The sequence below is a fragment of the Tsukamurella soli genome (assembly GCF_039541155.1).
GTDB classification, from domain to species: domain Bacteria; phylum Actinomycetota; class Actinomycetes; order Mycobacteriales; family Mycobacteriaceae; genus Tsukamurella; species Tsukamurella soli.
Map to the genome: position 1 here is coordinate 1 of NZ_BAABFR010000118.1, position 14,020 is coordinate 14,020.

At 70.8% G+C, this 14,020-nt stretch carries 13 protein-coding genes; 11 read left to right on the forward strand and 2 right to left on the reverse strand.

Going from position 1 to position 14,020, the window contains the following annotated elements; all coding sequences use genetic code 11:
* The 10 genes from ABD908_RS23595 to ruvB all read left to right on the forward strand — a co-directional run.
* Positions 1–475, forward strand: a 475-nt coding sequence (locus ABD908_RS23595) for an FHA domain-containing protein (protein ID WP_345000630.1), incomplete at its 5' end; no start/stop codon positions are given.
* Entirely contained in the window at positions 472–1,305 is an 834-nt protein-coding gene (locus ABD908_RS23600; RefSeq protein WP_345000632.1) for a PP2C family protein-serine/threonine phosphatase, read from the forward strand. The genes ABD908_RS23595 and ABD908_RS23600, both read left to right, overlap by 4 nt.
* 24 nt (positions 1,306–1,329) lie before the next feature.
* The gene (locus ABD908_RS23605; protein WP_345000634.1) at positions 1,330–2,163 is read left to right on the forward strand and encodes an acyl-CoA thioesterase; all 834 of its coding nucleotides are present in this window, start codon (positions 1,330–1,332) and stop codon (positions 2,161–2,163) included.
* A 34-nt stretch (positions 2,164–2,197) separates the two neighbouring features.
* Positions 2,198–2,815 carry a pyridoxal 5'-phosphate synthase glutaminase subunit PdxT gene (pdxT, locus tag ABD908_RS23610; protein ID WP_345000636.1) on the forward strand — a complete coding sequence of 206 codons (618 nt, stop codon included), beginning with the start codon at positions 2,198–2,200 and terminating at the stop codon, positions 2,813–2,815.
* Positions 2,816–2,944: 129 nt separating this feature from the next.
* The gene (locus ABD908_RS23615) at positions 2,945–4,342 is read left to right on the forward strand and encodes a WS/DGAT/MGAT family O-acyltransferase (RefSeq protein ID WP_345000638.1); all 1,398 of its coding nucleotides are present in this window, start codon (positions 2,945–2,947) and stop codon (positions 4,340–4,342) included.
* A gap of 42 nt (positions 4,343–4,384) precedes the next feature.
* The gene (locus ABD908_RS23620; RefSeq protein ID WP_345000640.1) at positions 4,385–5,140 is read left to right on the forward strand and encodes a YebC/PmpR family DNA-binding transcriptional regulator; all 756 of its coding nucleotides are present in this window, start codon (positions 4,385–4,387) and stop codon (positions 5,138–5,140) included.
* Positions 5,141–5,162: 22 nt separating this feature from the next.
* Positions 5,163–6,848: a VanW family protein gene (locus ABD908_RS23625; RefSeq protein ID WP_345000642.1), complete on the forward strand. Its 1,686-nt coding sequence runs from the start codon at positions 5,163–5,165 to the stop codon at positions 6,846–6,848.
* A 134-nt stretch (positions 6,849–6,982) separates the two neighbouring features.
* Positions 6,983–7,621 carry a crossover junction endodeoxyribonuclease RuvC gene (gene ruvC, locus ABD908_RS23630; protein ID WP_345000644.1) on the forward strand — a complete coding sequence of 213 codons (639 nt, stop codon included), beginning with the start codon at positions 6,983–6,985 and terminating at the stop codon, positions 7,619–7,621.
* Positions 7,618–8,220, forward strand: coding sequence for a Holliday junction branch migration protein RuvA (gene ruvA / locus ABD908_RS23635; RefSeq protein ID WP_345000646.1), 603 nt, complete (start codon positions 7,618–7,620; stop codon positions 8,218–8,220). Before ruvC ends, ruvA begins: the two co-directional genes overlap by 4 nt.
* A gap of 1 nt (position 8,221) precedes the next feature.
* Complete coding sequence (gene ruvB, locus ABD908_RS23640; RefSeq protein ID WP_345000648.1) at positions 8,222–9,376, forward strand: Holliday junction branch migration DNA helicase RuvB; 1,155 nt, start codon at positions 8,222–8,224, stop codon at positions 9,374–9,376.
* A 7-nt stretch (positions 9,377–9,383) separates the two neighbouring features.
* Here ruvB and ABD908_RS23645 read toward each other — a convergent pair whose 3' ends face one another.
* The gene (locus tag ABD908_RS23645) at positions 9,384–9,875 is read right to left on the reverse strand and encodes a hypothetical protein (RefSeq protein WP_345000650.1); all 492 of its coding nucleotides are present in this window, start codon (positions 9,873–9,875) and stop codon (positions 9,384–9,386) included.
* A gap of 66 nt (positions 9,876–9,941) precedes the next feature.
* Here ABD908_RS23645 and ABD908_RS23650 point away from each other — a divergent pair, with 66 nt between their 5' ends.
* The gene (locus ABD908_RS23650) at positions 9,942–10,307 is read left to right on the forward strand and encodes a DUF488 domain-containing protein (protein WP_345000652.1); all 366 of its coding nucleotides are present in this window, start codon (positions 9,942–9,944) and stop codon (positions 10,305–10,307) included.
* A gap of 100 nt (positions 10,308–10,407) precedes the next feature.
* On the opposite strand, the gene ABD908_RS23655 is transcribed toward ABD908_RS23650, so the two are convergent.
* Entirely contained in the window at positions 10,408–11,622 is a 1,215-nt protein-coding gene (locus tag ABD908_RS23655; RefSeq protein WP_345000656.1) for a bifunctional glycosyltransferase family 2/GtrA family protein, read from the reverse strand.
* Positions 11,623–14,020 lie beyond the last annotated feature (2,398 nt).

Sequence of the window (14,020 nt, forward strand, 5' to 3'; positions counted from 1 at the left end):
GTACCCGGCGCAGGCTCCGGGCGCTCAGAGTCTGGGTGCGCAGGGGCCGCGGCAGCAGCCGCCCGGTCTGCAGGGGCCCACCGGCCAGCGGCCCGCACCGGCACAGCAGCGCCCTGGCGAGCGTCCCGGCTCGGTATCGGGTGCGCCGCTGGTGCTGCGGTTCGACGACGGCCACTCCCTCGACGTGACCGGCGACGGGCTCATCGGCCGTGAGCCGATAATCCCTGCGGGCGCCGACGGGTCCCGCATCACCAAGCACGTATTGGTCGATGACACCGCCTCGGTCTCGAAGACTCATTTAAGATTCGGCATTACCCGCAACGAATTGTGGGTCGAGGATGTGGGCTCGACCAACGGTTCCGCGATCTCGTATCGCGATACCTGGACCGAGCTGACCCCGGGGGAGCGTTACGTCGTGGAGAGGGGCAGCGTCGTGCATATCGGCCAGCGAAGTTTCAAGGTGCTCGCCGGATGACCGTGGATGCCACGGGTGGAGACGGGTCGGCACGCTCGGGCGTGAACTACGGCTCCATCGGCGGCGTGTCCATGCGGTGGGTAGCGATCAGCAACCCGGGGCGCGTCCGCATGACCAACGAGGACGGCGCGCTCACCGGCCCCGGCCTGTTCCTGCTTGCCGACGGCATGGGCGGCCACGACCGCGGCGAGGTCGCCAGTGCCGCGGCGCTCGAGGCCCTGGCCGAGGTGTTCGGCCCCGAGCCCGAGGACGCGCAGGCCGTGATGGAGTCGGTCGTCGACCGGCTGCGGAGCGCGCACGCCACCATCGAGGACATCGACTCCGACTCCGGCAAACGCGCGGGGACGACGGTGACGGGGGTCGTGCTGACGACCTACGAGGGCGTCCCGCACTGGCTGGTGGTGAACATCGGCGACTCCCGCACGTATCGGCTGGCCGGCGGCTACTTCGAGCAGCTCACGGTGGACCACTCGCAGGTACAGGAGCTGGTGAACGGCGGCTATCTCAGCCCCGAGCAGGCAAGGACCGACCCGCGCCGCAACGTGATCACGCGTGCGCTCGGCGCCGGCATGGAACCCGACGCGGACTTCTGGATCGTCCCGGCGCAGCCCAGCGAGAAGCTGCTGGTGTGCTCGGACGGGCTGAACGGCGAACTCACCGACGACGAGATCCTCGCCATCCTGGACAGCGATGCGCAGATCGACGAGTGCGCCGAACAGTTGATCTCTGCGGCGCTCAATGCGGGTGGCCGCGACAACGTGACGGTGATCGTGGTGGAGGTCACCACGCAGCCCGCCGAGCCGGTGTCGCAGACGCAGCATGTGGGGTGACCAGCCCCGGTAGAGTCTGGCCCCGTGGCTGACATCGAGGAACTGCTCAGGCTCGAGCAGATCGACCGCAATATATTCCGTGGCATCCATGCGCCGTCGATCCTCGCGCGGACGTTCGGCGGGCAGGTGGCAGGCCAGGCCTTACGCTCCGCGGTGTCCACGGTGGATGACCCGTTCGTCGTGCACTCGCTGCACGGTTACTTCCTACGGCCGGGAGACACCAAGTCGGACACCGTCTTCCTCGTCGACCGTATCCGGGACGGCCGCTCGTTCTGCACCCGCCGCGTGAACGGCGTGCAGGACGGCGAGGTGATCTTCACGATGTCGGCGTCGTTCCAGCGGCCGCAGGACGGTATCGAGCACGCAGAGGCGATGCCGCCGCACGTGTCGCCGGAGGCGGTCCCGGACGCGCTGCTGGCGCTGCCCGGTGATGTGCGGACGGTGCCGGATATGCGGCTCCTGATGGACGAGTGGGCCGACTGGGACATCCGCGTCGTGCCGCAGGCCGAGACCCTGCAGCAGCCCGGGCAGGCCGTGCACCAGCAGGTGTGGTTCCGGCACCGCAAGCCGCTGCCGGACGACTACCAGATGCACGTCAGCGCCCTCGCCTACATGTCGGACATGACGCTGCTGACGTCGGCGCGAGTGGCGCACCCGGGAATCGATACGCAGACGGCGTCGCTCGATCACGCGATGTGGTTCCTGCGGCCGTTCCGGGCCGACGAGTGGCTGCTCTACGACCAGCAGTCACCGTCGGCGGGCGGCGGACGGGCGCTGACCTCGGGCCGGATCTTCACGCGCAGCGGGGTTCTCGCCGCCGTCGTGATGCAGGAGGGGCTGATGCGCTTCCCGCGCTGAGCCCCCGACCGGGGCATGCCCTAGGCTGCCTCGCGTGACTGTACGGATCGGGGTGCTGGCGTTGCAGGGCGACGTCCGGGAGCATCGGCAGGCGTTGGCGGCGGCGGGCGCGGAATCGGCGCTCGTGCGGACCGCCGCCGATCTCGCTGCGGTCGACGGCATCGTTCTGCCCGGCGGGGAGTCGACCACGATCAGCCGACTGCTCGGCGTCTTCGAGCTGTACGAGCCGCTCCGCGACGCGCTCGCGACCGGGCTGCCCGCGTACGGATCGTGCGCCGGGATGATCCTGCTGGCATCGGAGGTACTGGACACCCGGCCCGACATGCGCTGCCTTGCCGGGATCGATATGACGGTGCGGCGCAACGCCTTCGGGCGGCAGGTGGACTCCTTCGAGACCGACCTCGTCGTCGCGGGCGTCGACGGTGGCCCCATGCGCGCGGTGTTCATCCGGGCCCCGTGGGTCGAGCGGGTGGGCGAGGGGGTGCAGGTACTCGCGACCGTGCCGACGTCCGCTTCCGGGCCCGACGGTGCCGCCGGCACCGTCGTCGCCGTGCGACAGGGGAACGCGGTGGCGACGTCGTTCCACCCCGAGGTGACCGGCGACCTGCGGATGCACGAGTACTTCGTCCGGTTGGTCCGCGGCAGGGAGTGAGCGGATCCGGCACTCGATTGTGAGATATGCGTCGAAACGGGGAAGGTGGCCCGGGCGCGGCCACAGATGATCAGACTGGAGGGACGGCCCGCTGCGCGGGCGGTCGAGATGGTGCGAGGAGCGGCCCGAATGAGCTACATGCCGGTGACGGATTCGATGTTCCTGATCGCGGAGTCGCGGGAACACCCGATGCACGTGGGCGGCCTGCAGTTGTTCACCCCGCCCGAGGGCGCGGGCCCCGACTTCGCGCGGGAGGTCGTCGAGATCCTGCGCAGCCGCCACGAGGTGAGCGACCGGTTCGGGCGCCGGCCGGCCGACCCCGTCGGCATCATGGGTAACACGTGGTGGACTCCGGTCACCGAGCTGGACCTCGAGTACCACGTGCGGCACTCGGCGCTGCCGCAGCCGGGCCGCATCCGAGAGCTGTTCCAGCAGGTGTCCCTGTGGCACGGAACGCTCCTCGACCGGCACCGCCCCATGTGGGAGATCCAGGTGGTGGAGGGCCTCGGCGACGGCCGGATCGCCATATACAGCAAGGTGCACCACTCGCTGGTCGACGGTGTGTCCGCGCTGCGCTACATGACGCTCACGATGTCCGAGGATCCGCAGGACCGGGAGGGTCGGGCGGTGTGGCAGAAGGGCCTCGGCCGACGGCGGCGCGCGGCGGCGGGCCCGAAGGCCGACAGGTCCGGCGGGCGGCTGCCGTTCGACCCCGTCGGCACCGTCCGGCAGATCGGCGGCCTGACGGGCGAGGTGCTCGGCATGCTGCCCGCATCGCTCAAGGTGGTGGGCAACGTCCTGCGCGACCACGACTACATGGCGCCGTTCCAGGCGCCGGACACGATCTTCAACGTGCCGATCGGCGGCGCTCGCCGGTTCGTCGCGCAGTCGTACTCGCTGGATCGCATCGACGCCGTCCGGAGCAAGGCGGACGCCACCGTCAACGACGTGGTGCTGGCGATGTGCGGCGGCGCTCTGCGGGCGTACCTGCTGGAGCTCGGCGCGCTGCCCGACAAGACCCTCACGGCGATGGTGCCGGTGTCCCTGCGCAAGGAGGGCGACCTCGACTCGTCCAACTCCGTCGGTGCCATCATCGCCACCCTGGGCACCGACCTCGCCGACCCGGTGGACCGACTCGAGGCGATCCACAACTCGGTGCGCGCGGCGCGGCGCGTGATGGGTGAGCTGTCGCCGCTGCAGATCCTGGCGATGAGCGCCGCGAACATCGCCGGGCTCGCGCTCAGTCCGGTGCCCGGCTTCGTCAGTCACACCAAGCCGCCGTTCAACCTCGTCATCTCCAACGTGCCGGGGCCGCGCGCGCCCATGTTCTGGAACGGGGCGCGGCTGGACGGCATCTACCCGGCGTCCATCGCGCTGGACGGGCAGGCGATGAACATCACGATCTCGACCAACTACCGCAACCTGGAGTTCGGGATCGTCGCGTGCCGGCAGTCGGTGCCGCACGTGCAGCGCTTGATCCACCACCTGGAGGATGCGTTGACCGACCTCGAGAAGGCGTTCACGTAAACTTGCCGGGTTGCATGCTGATGAAGGGATCGTGAGGAACCGATGAGCGGCCACTCCAAATGGGCTACCACCAAGCACAAGAAGGCTGCGATCGATGCGAAGCGCGGCAAGCTGTTCGCCAAGCTGATCAAGAACATCGAGGTGGCGGCCCGCACCGGCGGCGGTGACCCCGAGGGCAACCCCACGCTCTACGACGCGATCCAGAAGGCCAAGAAGAACTCGGTTCCCAACGACAACATCGAGCGGGCCCGCAAGCGCGGCGGTGGCGAGGAGGGCGGCGGCGCCGACTGGCAGACCATCACCTACGAGGGCTACGGCCCCAGCGGCGTGGCGGTGCTGATCGAGTGCCTCACCGACAACCGCAACCGCGCCGCCGGCGAGGTGCGTGTCGCCATGACCCGCAACGGCGGCAACATGGCCGACCCCGGCTCGGTGGCGTACCTGTTCACCCGCAAGGGCATCGTGACCCTCGACAAGAACGGTCAGAGCGAGGACGACGTCCTGCTGGCGGTGCTCGACGCGGGCGCCGAGGAGATCTCGGACCTGGGCGAGCAGTTCGAGATCCTCACCGAGCCCACCGATCTCATCCCCGTGCGCAAGGCGCTGCAGGACGCCGGGATCGACTACGAGTCGGCGGAGTCCGGGTTCCGCGCGTCGGTGGAGGTGCCGGTCGACGCCGACGGTGCCCGCAAGGTGTCCCGGCTGATCGACGCTCTCGAGGACAGCGACGACGTGCAGAACGTCTACACCAACATCGACATCTCCGACGAGGTGCTCGCCGAGCTGGACGAGGACTGACCGCGGTGGCCGGGCGAGACACGTGAGGGGAACGTGGCGCGGTCGGCTCGGCCGTGCTCCGATCATCGTGGCGACGGTCGCGGTGCTGGTCGGCGCCGGTGGCGCGGCCGTGTGGACCTCCGGGAACGACCGGACGGTGCCCGGCGCCGTCGCGGCGGGCGTCGACATCGGGGGCATGACCCGCGCGGCCGCCGAGCGTCGGCTCGCCGACCGCACCATGTTCGCTCAGCACGGCCCGGTGACACTGCGGACGCCCGACGGCACCGTCGAACTCCCACCGGCTGAGCTGGGGCTGACCGTCGACGTGCCCGCCACCGTCGACCGCGCCATCGCCGCGCGCACGCCGTGGCGTTCCCTGCTCGGGGTCCTCGGCGGAACGACGACGGTGCCGGCCTCCGGCAGCATCGACCGCACCGTGTTCGACGGTGCCGTGCAGCGATCGGCGGCGACGCTCACGCACGCGATGGTCGACGGTGCCGTCGTGTTCCAGGCGGGCCGACCCGTCGCCGTCGAGCCGGAGACGGGCATCGGGATCGACCTCGGCGCCGCGGCGGCCGCCGTCGCGGCGCGGTGGCCGGGTGCCGGCACGATCGACGTGCCGGTGCGACAGGCGCAGCCGACCGTCACCGCCGCCACCGTCGCCGCCACCCTGCGCGGGCCGGCCGCGGCCGCCGTCGCCTCGGACGTGTCGGTGACCGGCGGCAGGACCACGGCGCACATCACGCCCGCCGACATCGGCACCTTCCTCAGCTACCGCCCGGACGGTCACGGCGGGCTTGCTCCGCAGGTCGACCGGCCCGCGCTGCTGACCGTGGTGCACAAGGAGGTCGGCGCTGTGGCGATCAAGGCGAAGGATGCGGGCTTCGACCTCGCCGGCGCCGCGCCGACCGTCGTACCCGGGACACCGGGCAGGGCACTCGACGTAGAGCCGACCGCGGATGCCGTGGCCGCCGCGGTCGGGGCGACGGGGGCGCACCGCACCGTCGCCGGGGTGTTCGGCGCGACCCGGCCCCGGGTCACCACGGCGCTGGCCGAGTCGCTGGGCATCAAGGAGGTGGTCGGGGAGTTCACCACCGGCGGGTTCGCCGGTGACTCGGGCGTCAACATCCGTCGCATCGCGCGGCAGGTGAACGGCGCGGTGGTACTGCCGGGCGAGACGTTCTCGCTGAACGGCTACACGGGTACCCGCGGTGCGGCGCAGGGATATGTCGAGGCCGGCATCATCAACCACGGCCGCCCCGACCGGGCGGTGGGCGGAGGTATCTCGCAGTTCGCCACTACGCTGTACAACGCGGCGTACTTCGCGGGGCTGGCTGACGCGGGGCACACCGAACACAGCTACTACATCTCGCGGTACCCGCCTGCGCGGGAGGCGACCGTGTACGACGGCACCATCGACCTGAGGTTCCGCAACGACACCCCGTACGGCGTGGTCATCCAGGCGGTGGCCGACTCGTCGACGGTGACGGTGCGGATCTGGTCGACCAAGACCCGCGACGTCAGGTCGATCACCGGGCCGCGGTCGGCCGTGACACAGCCCGGCACTGTCCGCGTGTCCGGCGCGCACTGTATCCCCGCCACCGGGCGGCCGGGGTTCACGGTCTCGGACACCCGGGTGATCACCGACGCGAAGACGGGCGGGCAGATCTCCCGCGAAACGCACACCGTGACATACGACCCCGAGCCCACCGTGGTCTGCGCGAAGTAGTGTCCGGTTCGCCCGGCGCGGTTCTGAGCGCTCGACGTCGTGCGATGCGTCTCGTGTCGCACGCGGAGATTGTCGGAGCCGTGCGCTATCCTCGAACATAGTTTCGCGGCAGGCGGGCGGAAGGCGGTTCGACGGTGCGGGTGATGGGGGTCGACCCAGGGCTCACGAGGTGTGGGCTATCGGTGGTCGAGGGTGCTGGTGGCCGCAAGGTCACCGCGCTCGATGTCGACGTGGTGCGTACGCCGTCGACCATGGAGCTGTCCCAGCGGTTGCTCGCCGTCTGGGACGCCGCCGAGTACTGGATGGACACCCACCGGCCCGACGTGATCGCCATCGAGCGCGTGTTCACGCAGCACAACGTCTCCACAGCGATGGGCACCGCGCAGGCGGGAGGCGTGGTGGCCCTGGCCGCCGCCCGCCGCGACATCCCGGTGCACTTCCACACGCCGTCGGAGGTCAAGGCTGCCGTGACCGGCAACGGCAATGCCGGGAAGGCACAGGTCACGGCGATGATCACGCGGATCCTCGGGTTCCAGAAGGCGCCCGAGCCGGCCGACGCCGCGGACGCGCTCGCGCTCGCGGTGTGCCACTGTTGGCGCGCGCCGATGATCGCGCGGATGGCCGAGGCCGAGCAGAAGGCCGCCGAGCAGCGCAAGGTGTACCAGCAACGGCTCGCCGCGTCGCGGCGCAAGGCCACAGGAACCGGCGGCGGTCCCGTCGGCCGCGGCAGGACGACGGAACGTGTCTCGACACTGGAGGGGAAGACTAGATGATCGCGTCGCTGCGGGGCCCGGTGCTCCACATCGCGCTCGACCACGTCGTGATCGAATGCGGCGGAGTGGGATATCGCGTGCAGGTCGCGCCCACCACTGCGGGCGCCATGACCCGCGGTTCCGAGGCCTCGTTGTTGACATCGATGGTGGTCCGCGAGGACTCGATGACGCTGTACGGCTTCACCGACCCCGACGTGCAGGAGTTCTTCCACCTGCTGCAGACGGTGCAGGGAATCGGCCCGCGGCTCGCGATGGCGGCGATCGCCGTCCTCGACCCTCGCGAGATGGCCCGCGCCATCACCGCGGAGGACATCAAGACGCTGTGCCTGATCCCCGGCGTAGGTAAGCGGGTGGCCGAGCGGATCCACGTGGAGCTCAAGGACAAGATCGCCGCGCCGGGCGGCGCGGGCACCGATGTGGGACCGGGCCCGGCCATCGCCGTCGGCGGGGTCGAGCAGCAGCTCGTCGAGGCGCTCGAGGGGCTCGGATTCTCCACCCGCCAGGCGGAGCCGGCCGTATCGGCGGTGGTCGAGGAGGATCCGGACCGCCCCGTCGCCGACCTGCTACGCGCCGCGCTGCGCCGGTTGGGCAAGGCCTGACATGGCGGTCAACCCGTTCGGCGAGCCGCGCGACGACTTCGCGCGCGAGCTCGACGGCGGATTCGACCAGGCGCGGCTCTCGGGCGGCGACGGTGCCGCGGGAGACACCGACCCGGTGCTGGCCGCCGGCGCGGTCGACGCGCAGGACGACGCGGATACGCTGCGGCCGAAGACGCTCGACGAGTTCATCGGCCAGCCCAAGGTGCGCGAGCAGCTGCAGTTGGTGCTGCACGGGGCGCGCAAGCGCGGGTCCACACCGGACCACATCCTGCTCTCGGGCCCGCCGGGGCTGGGGAAGACGTCGCTCGCCATGATCATCGCGGCTGAGATGGGGTCGGCGCTGCGCGTGACGTCCGGACCGGCGCTCGAGCGCGCCGGCGACCTGGCGGCGATGCTGTCCAATCTGGTCGAGGGCGACGTGCTGTTCATCGACGAGATCCATCGCATCGCCCGCCCGGCCGAGGAGATGCTGTACCTGGCGATGGAGGACTTCCGCGTCGACGTCGTGGTGGGCAAGGGGCCGGGTGCCACGTCGATCCCGCTGGATGTGGCGCCGTTCACGCTGGTCGGTGCCACCACGCGGTCGGGATCGCTCACCGGCCCGCTGCGCGACCGGTTCGGCTTCACCGCGCACATGGACTTCTACGACACCCCCGACCTGATCCGGGTGATCGAGCGCAGTGCCCGCATCCTCGGCATCACCATCGCGCGGGAGGCCGCCGCCGAGATCGGTAGCCGCTCGCGCGGTACGCCGCGGATCGCCAACCGGCTGCTGCGCCGGGTCCGGGACTTCGCGGACGTGCGCGTCGACGGTGTCGTCACCGTCGACGTCGCGCGCGGCGCGCTCCGGGTGTACGACGTGGACGAGCTTGGACTCGACCGGCTCGACCGCGCGGTGTTGGGTGCGCTGCTGCGCAGCTTCGGCGGTGGTCCGGTGGGGGTGGGGACCCTCGCCGTGGCGGTGGGGGAGGAGGCCGGCACCGTCGAGGAGGTGTGCGAGCCGTTCCTGGTGCGCGCGGGGATGCTCGCACGCACCCCACGTGGGCGGGTGGCGACGGTGGCGGCGTGGCACCACATGGGCCTCGTTCCGCCGGCCGGCGCCCTGACCTCGGGTATCGAGGTGCGCGGCGACTACGGCGAGGATCCGCTGTTCTAGCGACCGGTCACGGCATCACAGCGATGCCGAGCCATACGAGGACCACCACCTTCACCACCTCGAGGCCCACGTACAGCAGGTGCGTGGGGTTGCGCGGGACACCGGCTCCGCTGGGACGGGTCGCGCGCTCCGCTCGCTCCTCGTTCCGGGAGGCCCCGTCGGTGGACAGCTCACCCGCCCGGACCCGCCGGTCCATGATCGGCCGCAGGACTCCGGCACCCACCGCCAGGACGGCTACTGTCACGAACGTGAGAACCTTTGCGGTCGTGGATGATTCGCTCCAGTGCGCGGCGAGCGCGACGATCGACACCACGGCCGCCGTCGCCTCGACCGCGTTGAGTGCGCGGAACACCAGCCGGCCGATCCCCACGCCCAACGGGATTGTGATGCCGGGCGCGCGGAACTTCAGCGGTGCCTCGAGGAACGAGATCCCCAGGACCATGCCCAGCCACACGAACACCACCGCCGTCTGGACCGCCGCCGCGGTATGTCCCGACATCGCCGCCTCCTCATCACGTCCGCAGTAAGGTCAGCCTAAAGAACCGTGTGTGAGGGAGGCGTGGGGGTGGACCTTCGACTCGAGCGGATCTACGAGCCGGCCCGCGACGATGACGGCTTCCGGATCCTCGTCGACCGACTGTGGCCGCGCGGGGTGTCCAAAGAGCGGGCACACCTCGACATGTGGCCGAAGGACGTCGCGCCGAGCCCGGGCCTGCGGCACTGGTGGTCGCACGACGCGGCCCGCTTCGACGAGTTCCGCGAGCGGTACCTCGCCGAGCTCGAGGCACCCGACCCGCACCGTGCCGCCGCGCTTGCTCAGCTGCGCGAGGCGATCGCGGAACACGATGTGGTGACGCTGCTGTTCGGTGCGCACGATCCCGATGTCAACCACGCCGTAGTGCTCCGCGAGTTCCTGGTGGGTGACACCTAGCGGCAGCTACCCGCGTGCGGTGACCGAGCAGCGCCGGCACGCCGAAGGGGCACCGTCGCCGTTGACGGTGCCCCTTCGGCAGGTCGCTACAGAACCGACGTCACTCGGTGGGTTCCGACCGGAACACCCAGCGCAGCCCCACGAACCGGCAGATGGTCGCGATCAGGTTCGCGACCACGAGGGCGCACAGCTGGAACGTCTTGCCGGCGTGCGGCACGTAGTGCTCGACGATCACCAGCGCGCCGCTTGTGAAGGCCCACGCGAGCAGGAATACCGCGAGCCCCTGGGCCTGATGTTTCGCCATGGACTGCCCGCCGCGGACCCCGAACGTGAACGTGCGGTTCGCGGCGGTGTTCGCGACCGCGGTGATCAGCAGCGCGGTGAAGTTCGCGGCCTGCGCACCCATCATGGGGTGCAGCAGCAGGTAGAGCACCGCGTAGGCGATCGTGCTGGCCACGCCGATGATGCCGAACCGCACCAGCTGGCCGACCATGCCCGGGGGGACGCCCTCGACCTCGGTGTTATGGCCGAGCGATGTGCGCAGCTCGTCGAGCGGCAGCCGGCCGGTCGCGAGGGCCTTGCCGACGCGGGCCATGCCCTTGAGATCCTTCTTGACGGTGTCGACGATGTCGACGCGGCTGTCGGGGTCGTCGACCCAGTCCACGGGGACCTCATGGATCCGCAGGCCCGCGCGCTCGGCGAGGACCAGCAGCTCGGTGTCGAAGAACCACTCGCCGTCCTCGACGAGCGGCAGCAGCTTGCGCGCCACGTCGGTGCGCATCGCTTTGAAGCCGCACTGTGCGTCCGAGAACCGCGCGTGCAGCGCCGTGTGCAGCATGAAGTTGTAGGTCCGCGAGATGAACTCCCGCTTCGGCCCCCGCACGACCCGCGACGAGCGCGCGAGCCGCGAACCGTAGGCGACGTCCGAGTGACCCGACAGCAGCGGGGCGACGAGCGGGAGGAGTCCCTTGAGGTCGGTCGAGAGGTCGACGTCCATGTAGGCGACGACCTCGGCGTTCGAAGCCTCCCAGACCTGGCGGAGCGCCCGACCCCGGCCCTTGCGATCGAGGTGCACGACGCGGACGCCGGGAACCTCGACTGCCAACCGGTTCGCCACCTCGAGGGTGTTGTCGACGCTCGCATTGTCGGCGATGGTGATTCGTGACGAGTAGGGCATGTGTGCGTCGAGGTAGGAGCGCAGGGTGTGCACGCACTTCTCGACGGTGTGCTCCTCGTTGTAGACGGGGATGACGATGTCGAGAACGGGCGGCCGCACGTCGAGCGCCTGTAGTTCGGCGCCCGCGGCCAGGTTCATGGGGGCTGTCTTTGTTGCGACCATGTGACCATCGTCGGGTCCGGTCCTATCGGTGACCTTCTTCAAACCTGTGAGTTCGTATGGAGGCTCGGCCCCCGTCGTCTGCGACATCGGGGCCCAGTCTGCCGCCGTGCGGCGCCTCGTGCCGTGTTTCCTCCGTACGTCATCCGTTCGCGGGGCAGGCATCCGGGGCAAATCGACCACGGGTCGTGGAGCGCTGCGAGATGAGGGGAAAGGCTCGGGCGCGCAGGACCTGCTACCGGTGGCGAGCCTGCGTCCGTGCTCCAGCCGTCCGTATGCGCCCGAGACCTGTCGGTGGTCTCGGCTAGCGTCGTGGTCGTCCCGATCGATCCAGGGGAGGATCTCGATGCACACCACCACACTCGGCCCACGGCCGCCGGCGACTGCGCGGCGCCGGGCGCGGCAGCCGTCACTCGAGCAGCGGGGCGGGGCCTGATCCGATGTCCGACACGACCCGCCCGACAGGGGCACGCGCGGAGCGCGCCGCCGAGGTGATCGCTGCGCTCGCGGGTCCGGGCGCCGCATTGCGGGACGACCAGGAGACGGCGGTCGCGGCACTGCTCGAGCCGGCTGCGCGTGTGCTGGTCGTCCAGGCCACCGGGTGGGGAAAGTCCGCGGTGTACTGGGTGGCGACGGCGATCCGGCGCAGCGAGGGCTTCGGCCCGGCGCTGATCGTGTCGCCGCTACTGTCGCTGATGCGCGATCAGGTGGCCGCCGCCGCTCGGGCCGGTCTGCGGGCCGCGACGCTGAACTCCTCGAACTTCGCCGAGTGGGGCGCGATCGAGGCGTCCCTGCGGGCGGGCGAGATCGACGTGTTGCTCGTCTCGCCGGAGCGGCTCGCGAACCCGACCTTCGGGCGGCGGGTCCTCGACGCGCTCACCGGCGCGCTGGGTCTGCTGGTGATCGACGAGGCGCACGCGGTGTCCGACTGGGGCCACGACTTCCGGCCCGACTACCGCCGCGTGTCGGACGTGCTCACCCGGCTCAACCCCGACACGCCCGTCCTCGCCACCACGGCGACCGCCAACGCCCGCGTGACCGACGACGTCGCCGCCCAGCTCGGATCGGCGACGCTCGTGCTGCGCGGCCCGCTCGCCCGACGCTCGTTGCAGTTGAACGTGCTGCCGTCGATGTCGCCGATCCAGCGCTACGCGTGGGTGGCCGAGAACGTCGGCCGGCTACCCGGGTCGGGGATCGTCTACGTGCTCACCGTCGCCGACGCACAGCGCCTCGTCGACGGGATCCGGTCGGTCCACGGCGACACGATCGACGTCGCCGCGTACACCGGCCAGCTCGACGCCGACACCAGGGCGCGGCTCGAGGACGCGCTCCGGAACAACGAGATCAAGGCGCTGGTGGCGACATCGGCGCTGGGGATGGGGTTCGACAAGCCCGACCTCGGATTCGTGGTGCACGTGGGATCCCCGCCGTCGCCGGTCTCGTACTACCAGCAGGTCGGCCGTGCCGGCCGCGCGATCGACCACGCCGTCGTCGCCCTGCTGCCGTCGGCCTCCGACGCCGGGGTCTGGGACTACTTCGCCACCGCCACCATCCCGGACCCGCGCCAGATGGAAGGCGTGCTCGGTGCGCTCGCGGCCGAGTCCGACACGGGGCTCGGCGCGGCGTCCGCGGTGGCGCTCGAGGCCACCACGGGCATTCGGCGCACGCGGATCGAGCTGATGCTCAAACAGCTCGCTGTCGACGGCGCTGTGGAGCGCGTCGACGGTGGTTGGCGTGCCACCGGTACGCCGTGGCACTTCGACGCCGCACACTATGAGGGCATCGTCGCCGTCCGGCGCCGCGAGGCCGACATCATGCGCGCCTACACCCGCGGCGAGCGCTGCCTGATGCAGTTGCTCACCGAGTCGCTCGACGACCCCGAGGCAGCGCCCTGCGGCCGCTGCTCCGTATGTCTGGGCCGGGTCCCGGACGGCCTCGGCGATGCGCCCGGTGCGACGACGGTGACCACGGTCGCCCGGGCTCTGCGCGGCAACAGTCACCTGCTCGAGCCCCGCAAGATGTGGCCGGGTGGGGCGTTCGGGGCCAAGGGGCGGATCCGCAGCGATGTCGCCGCGGAGCCCGGCCGCACCCTCGTGTTCGCGGATGCTCCGGAGTGGGTCGACACGCTCGACTCGGCTCGGGCGGGTGACTCGGCCGCGCTCGGGGAGCTCGGCGAGGCCGCGGTCGGCGCTCTGGCCCGGTGGAAGGACCGATGGGTGTCACGTCCCCAGGTGGTCGTGTCGTTACGGCTGACGGACGGCCCGCTCCCCGTGGAGCCGGTCGCCGACCACGTGGCGCGCGTCGGCCGCCTGCGCCGCGCGGTGCTCCCCGTCGCACCCGGGCAAGTCGGAGGCCAAGCGGTCTTAGGAAGACAACC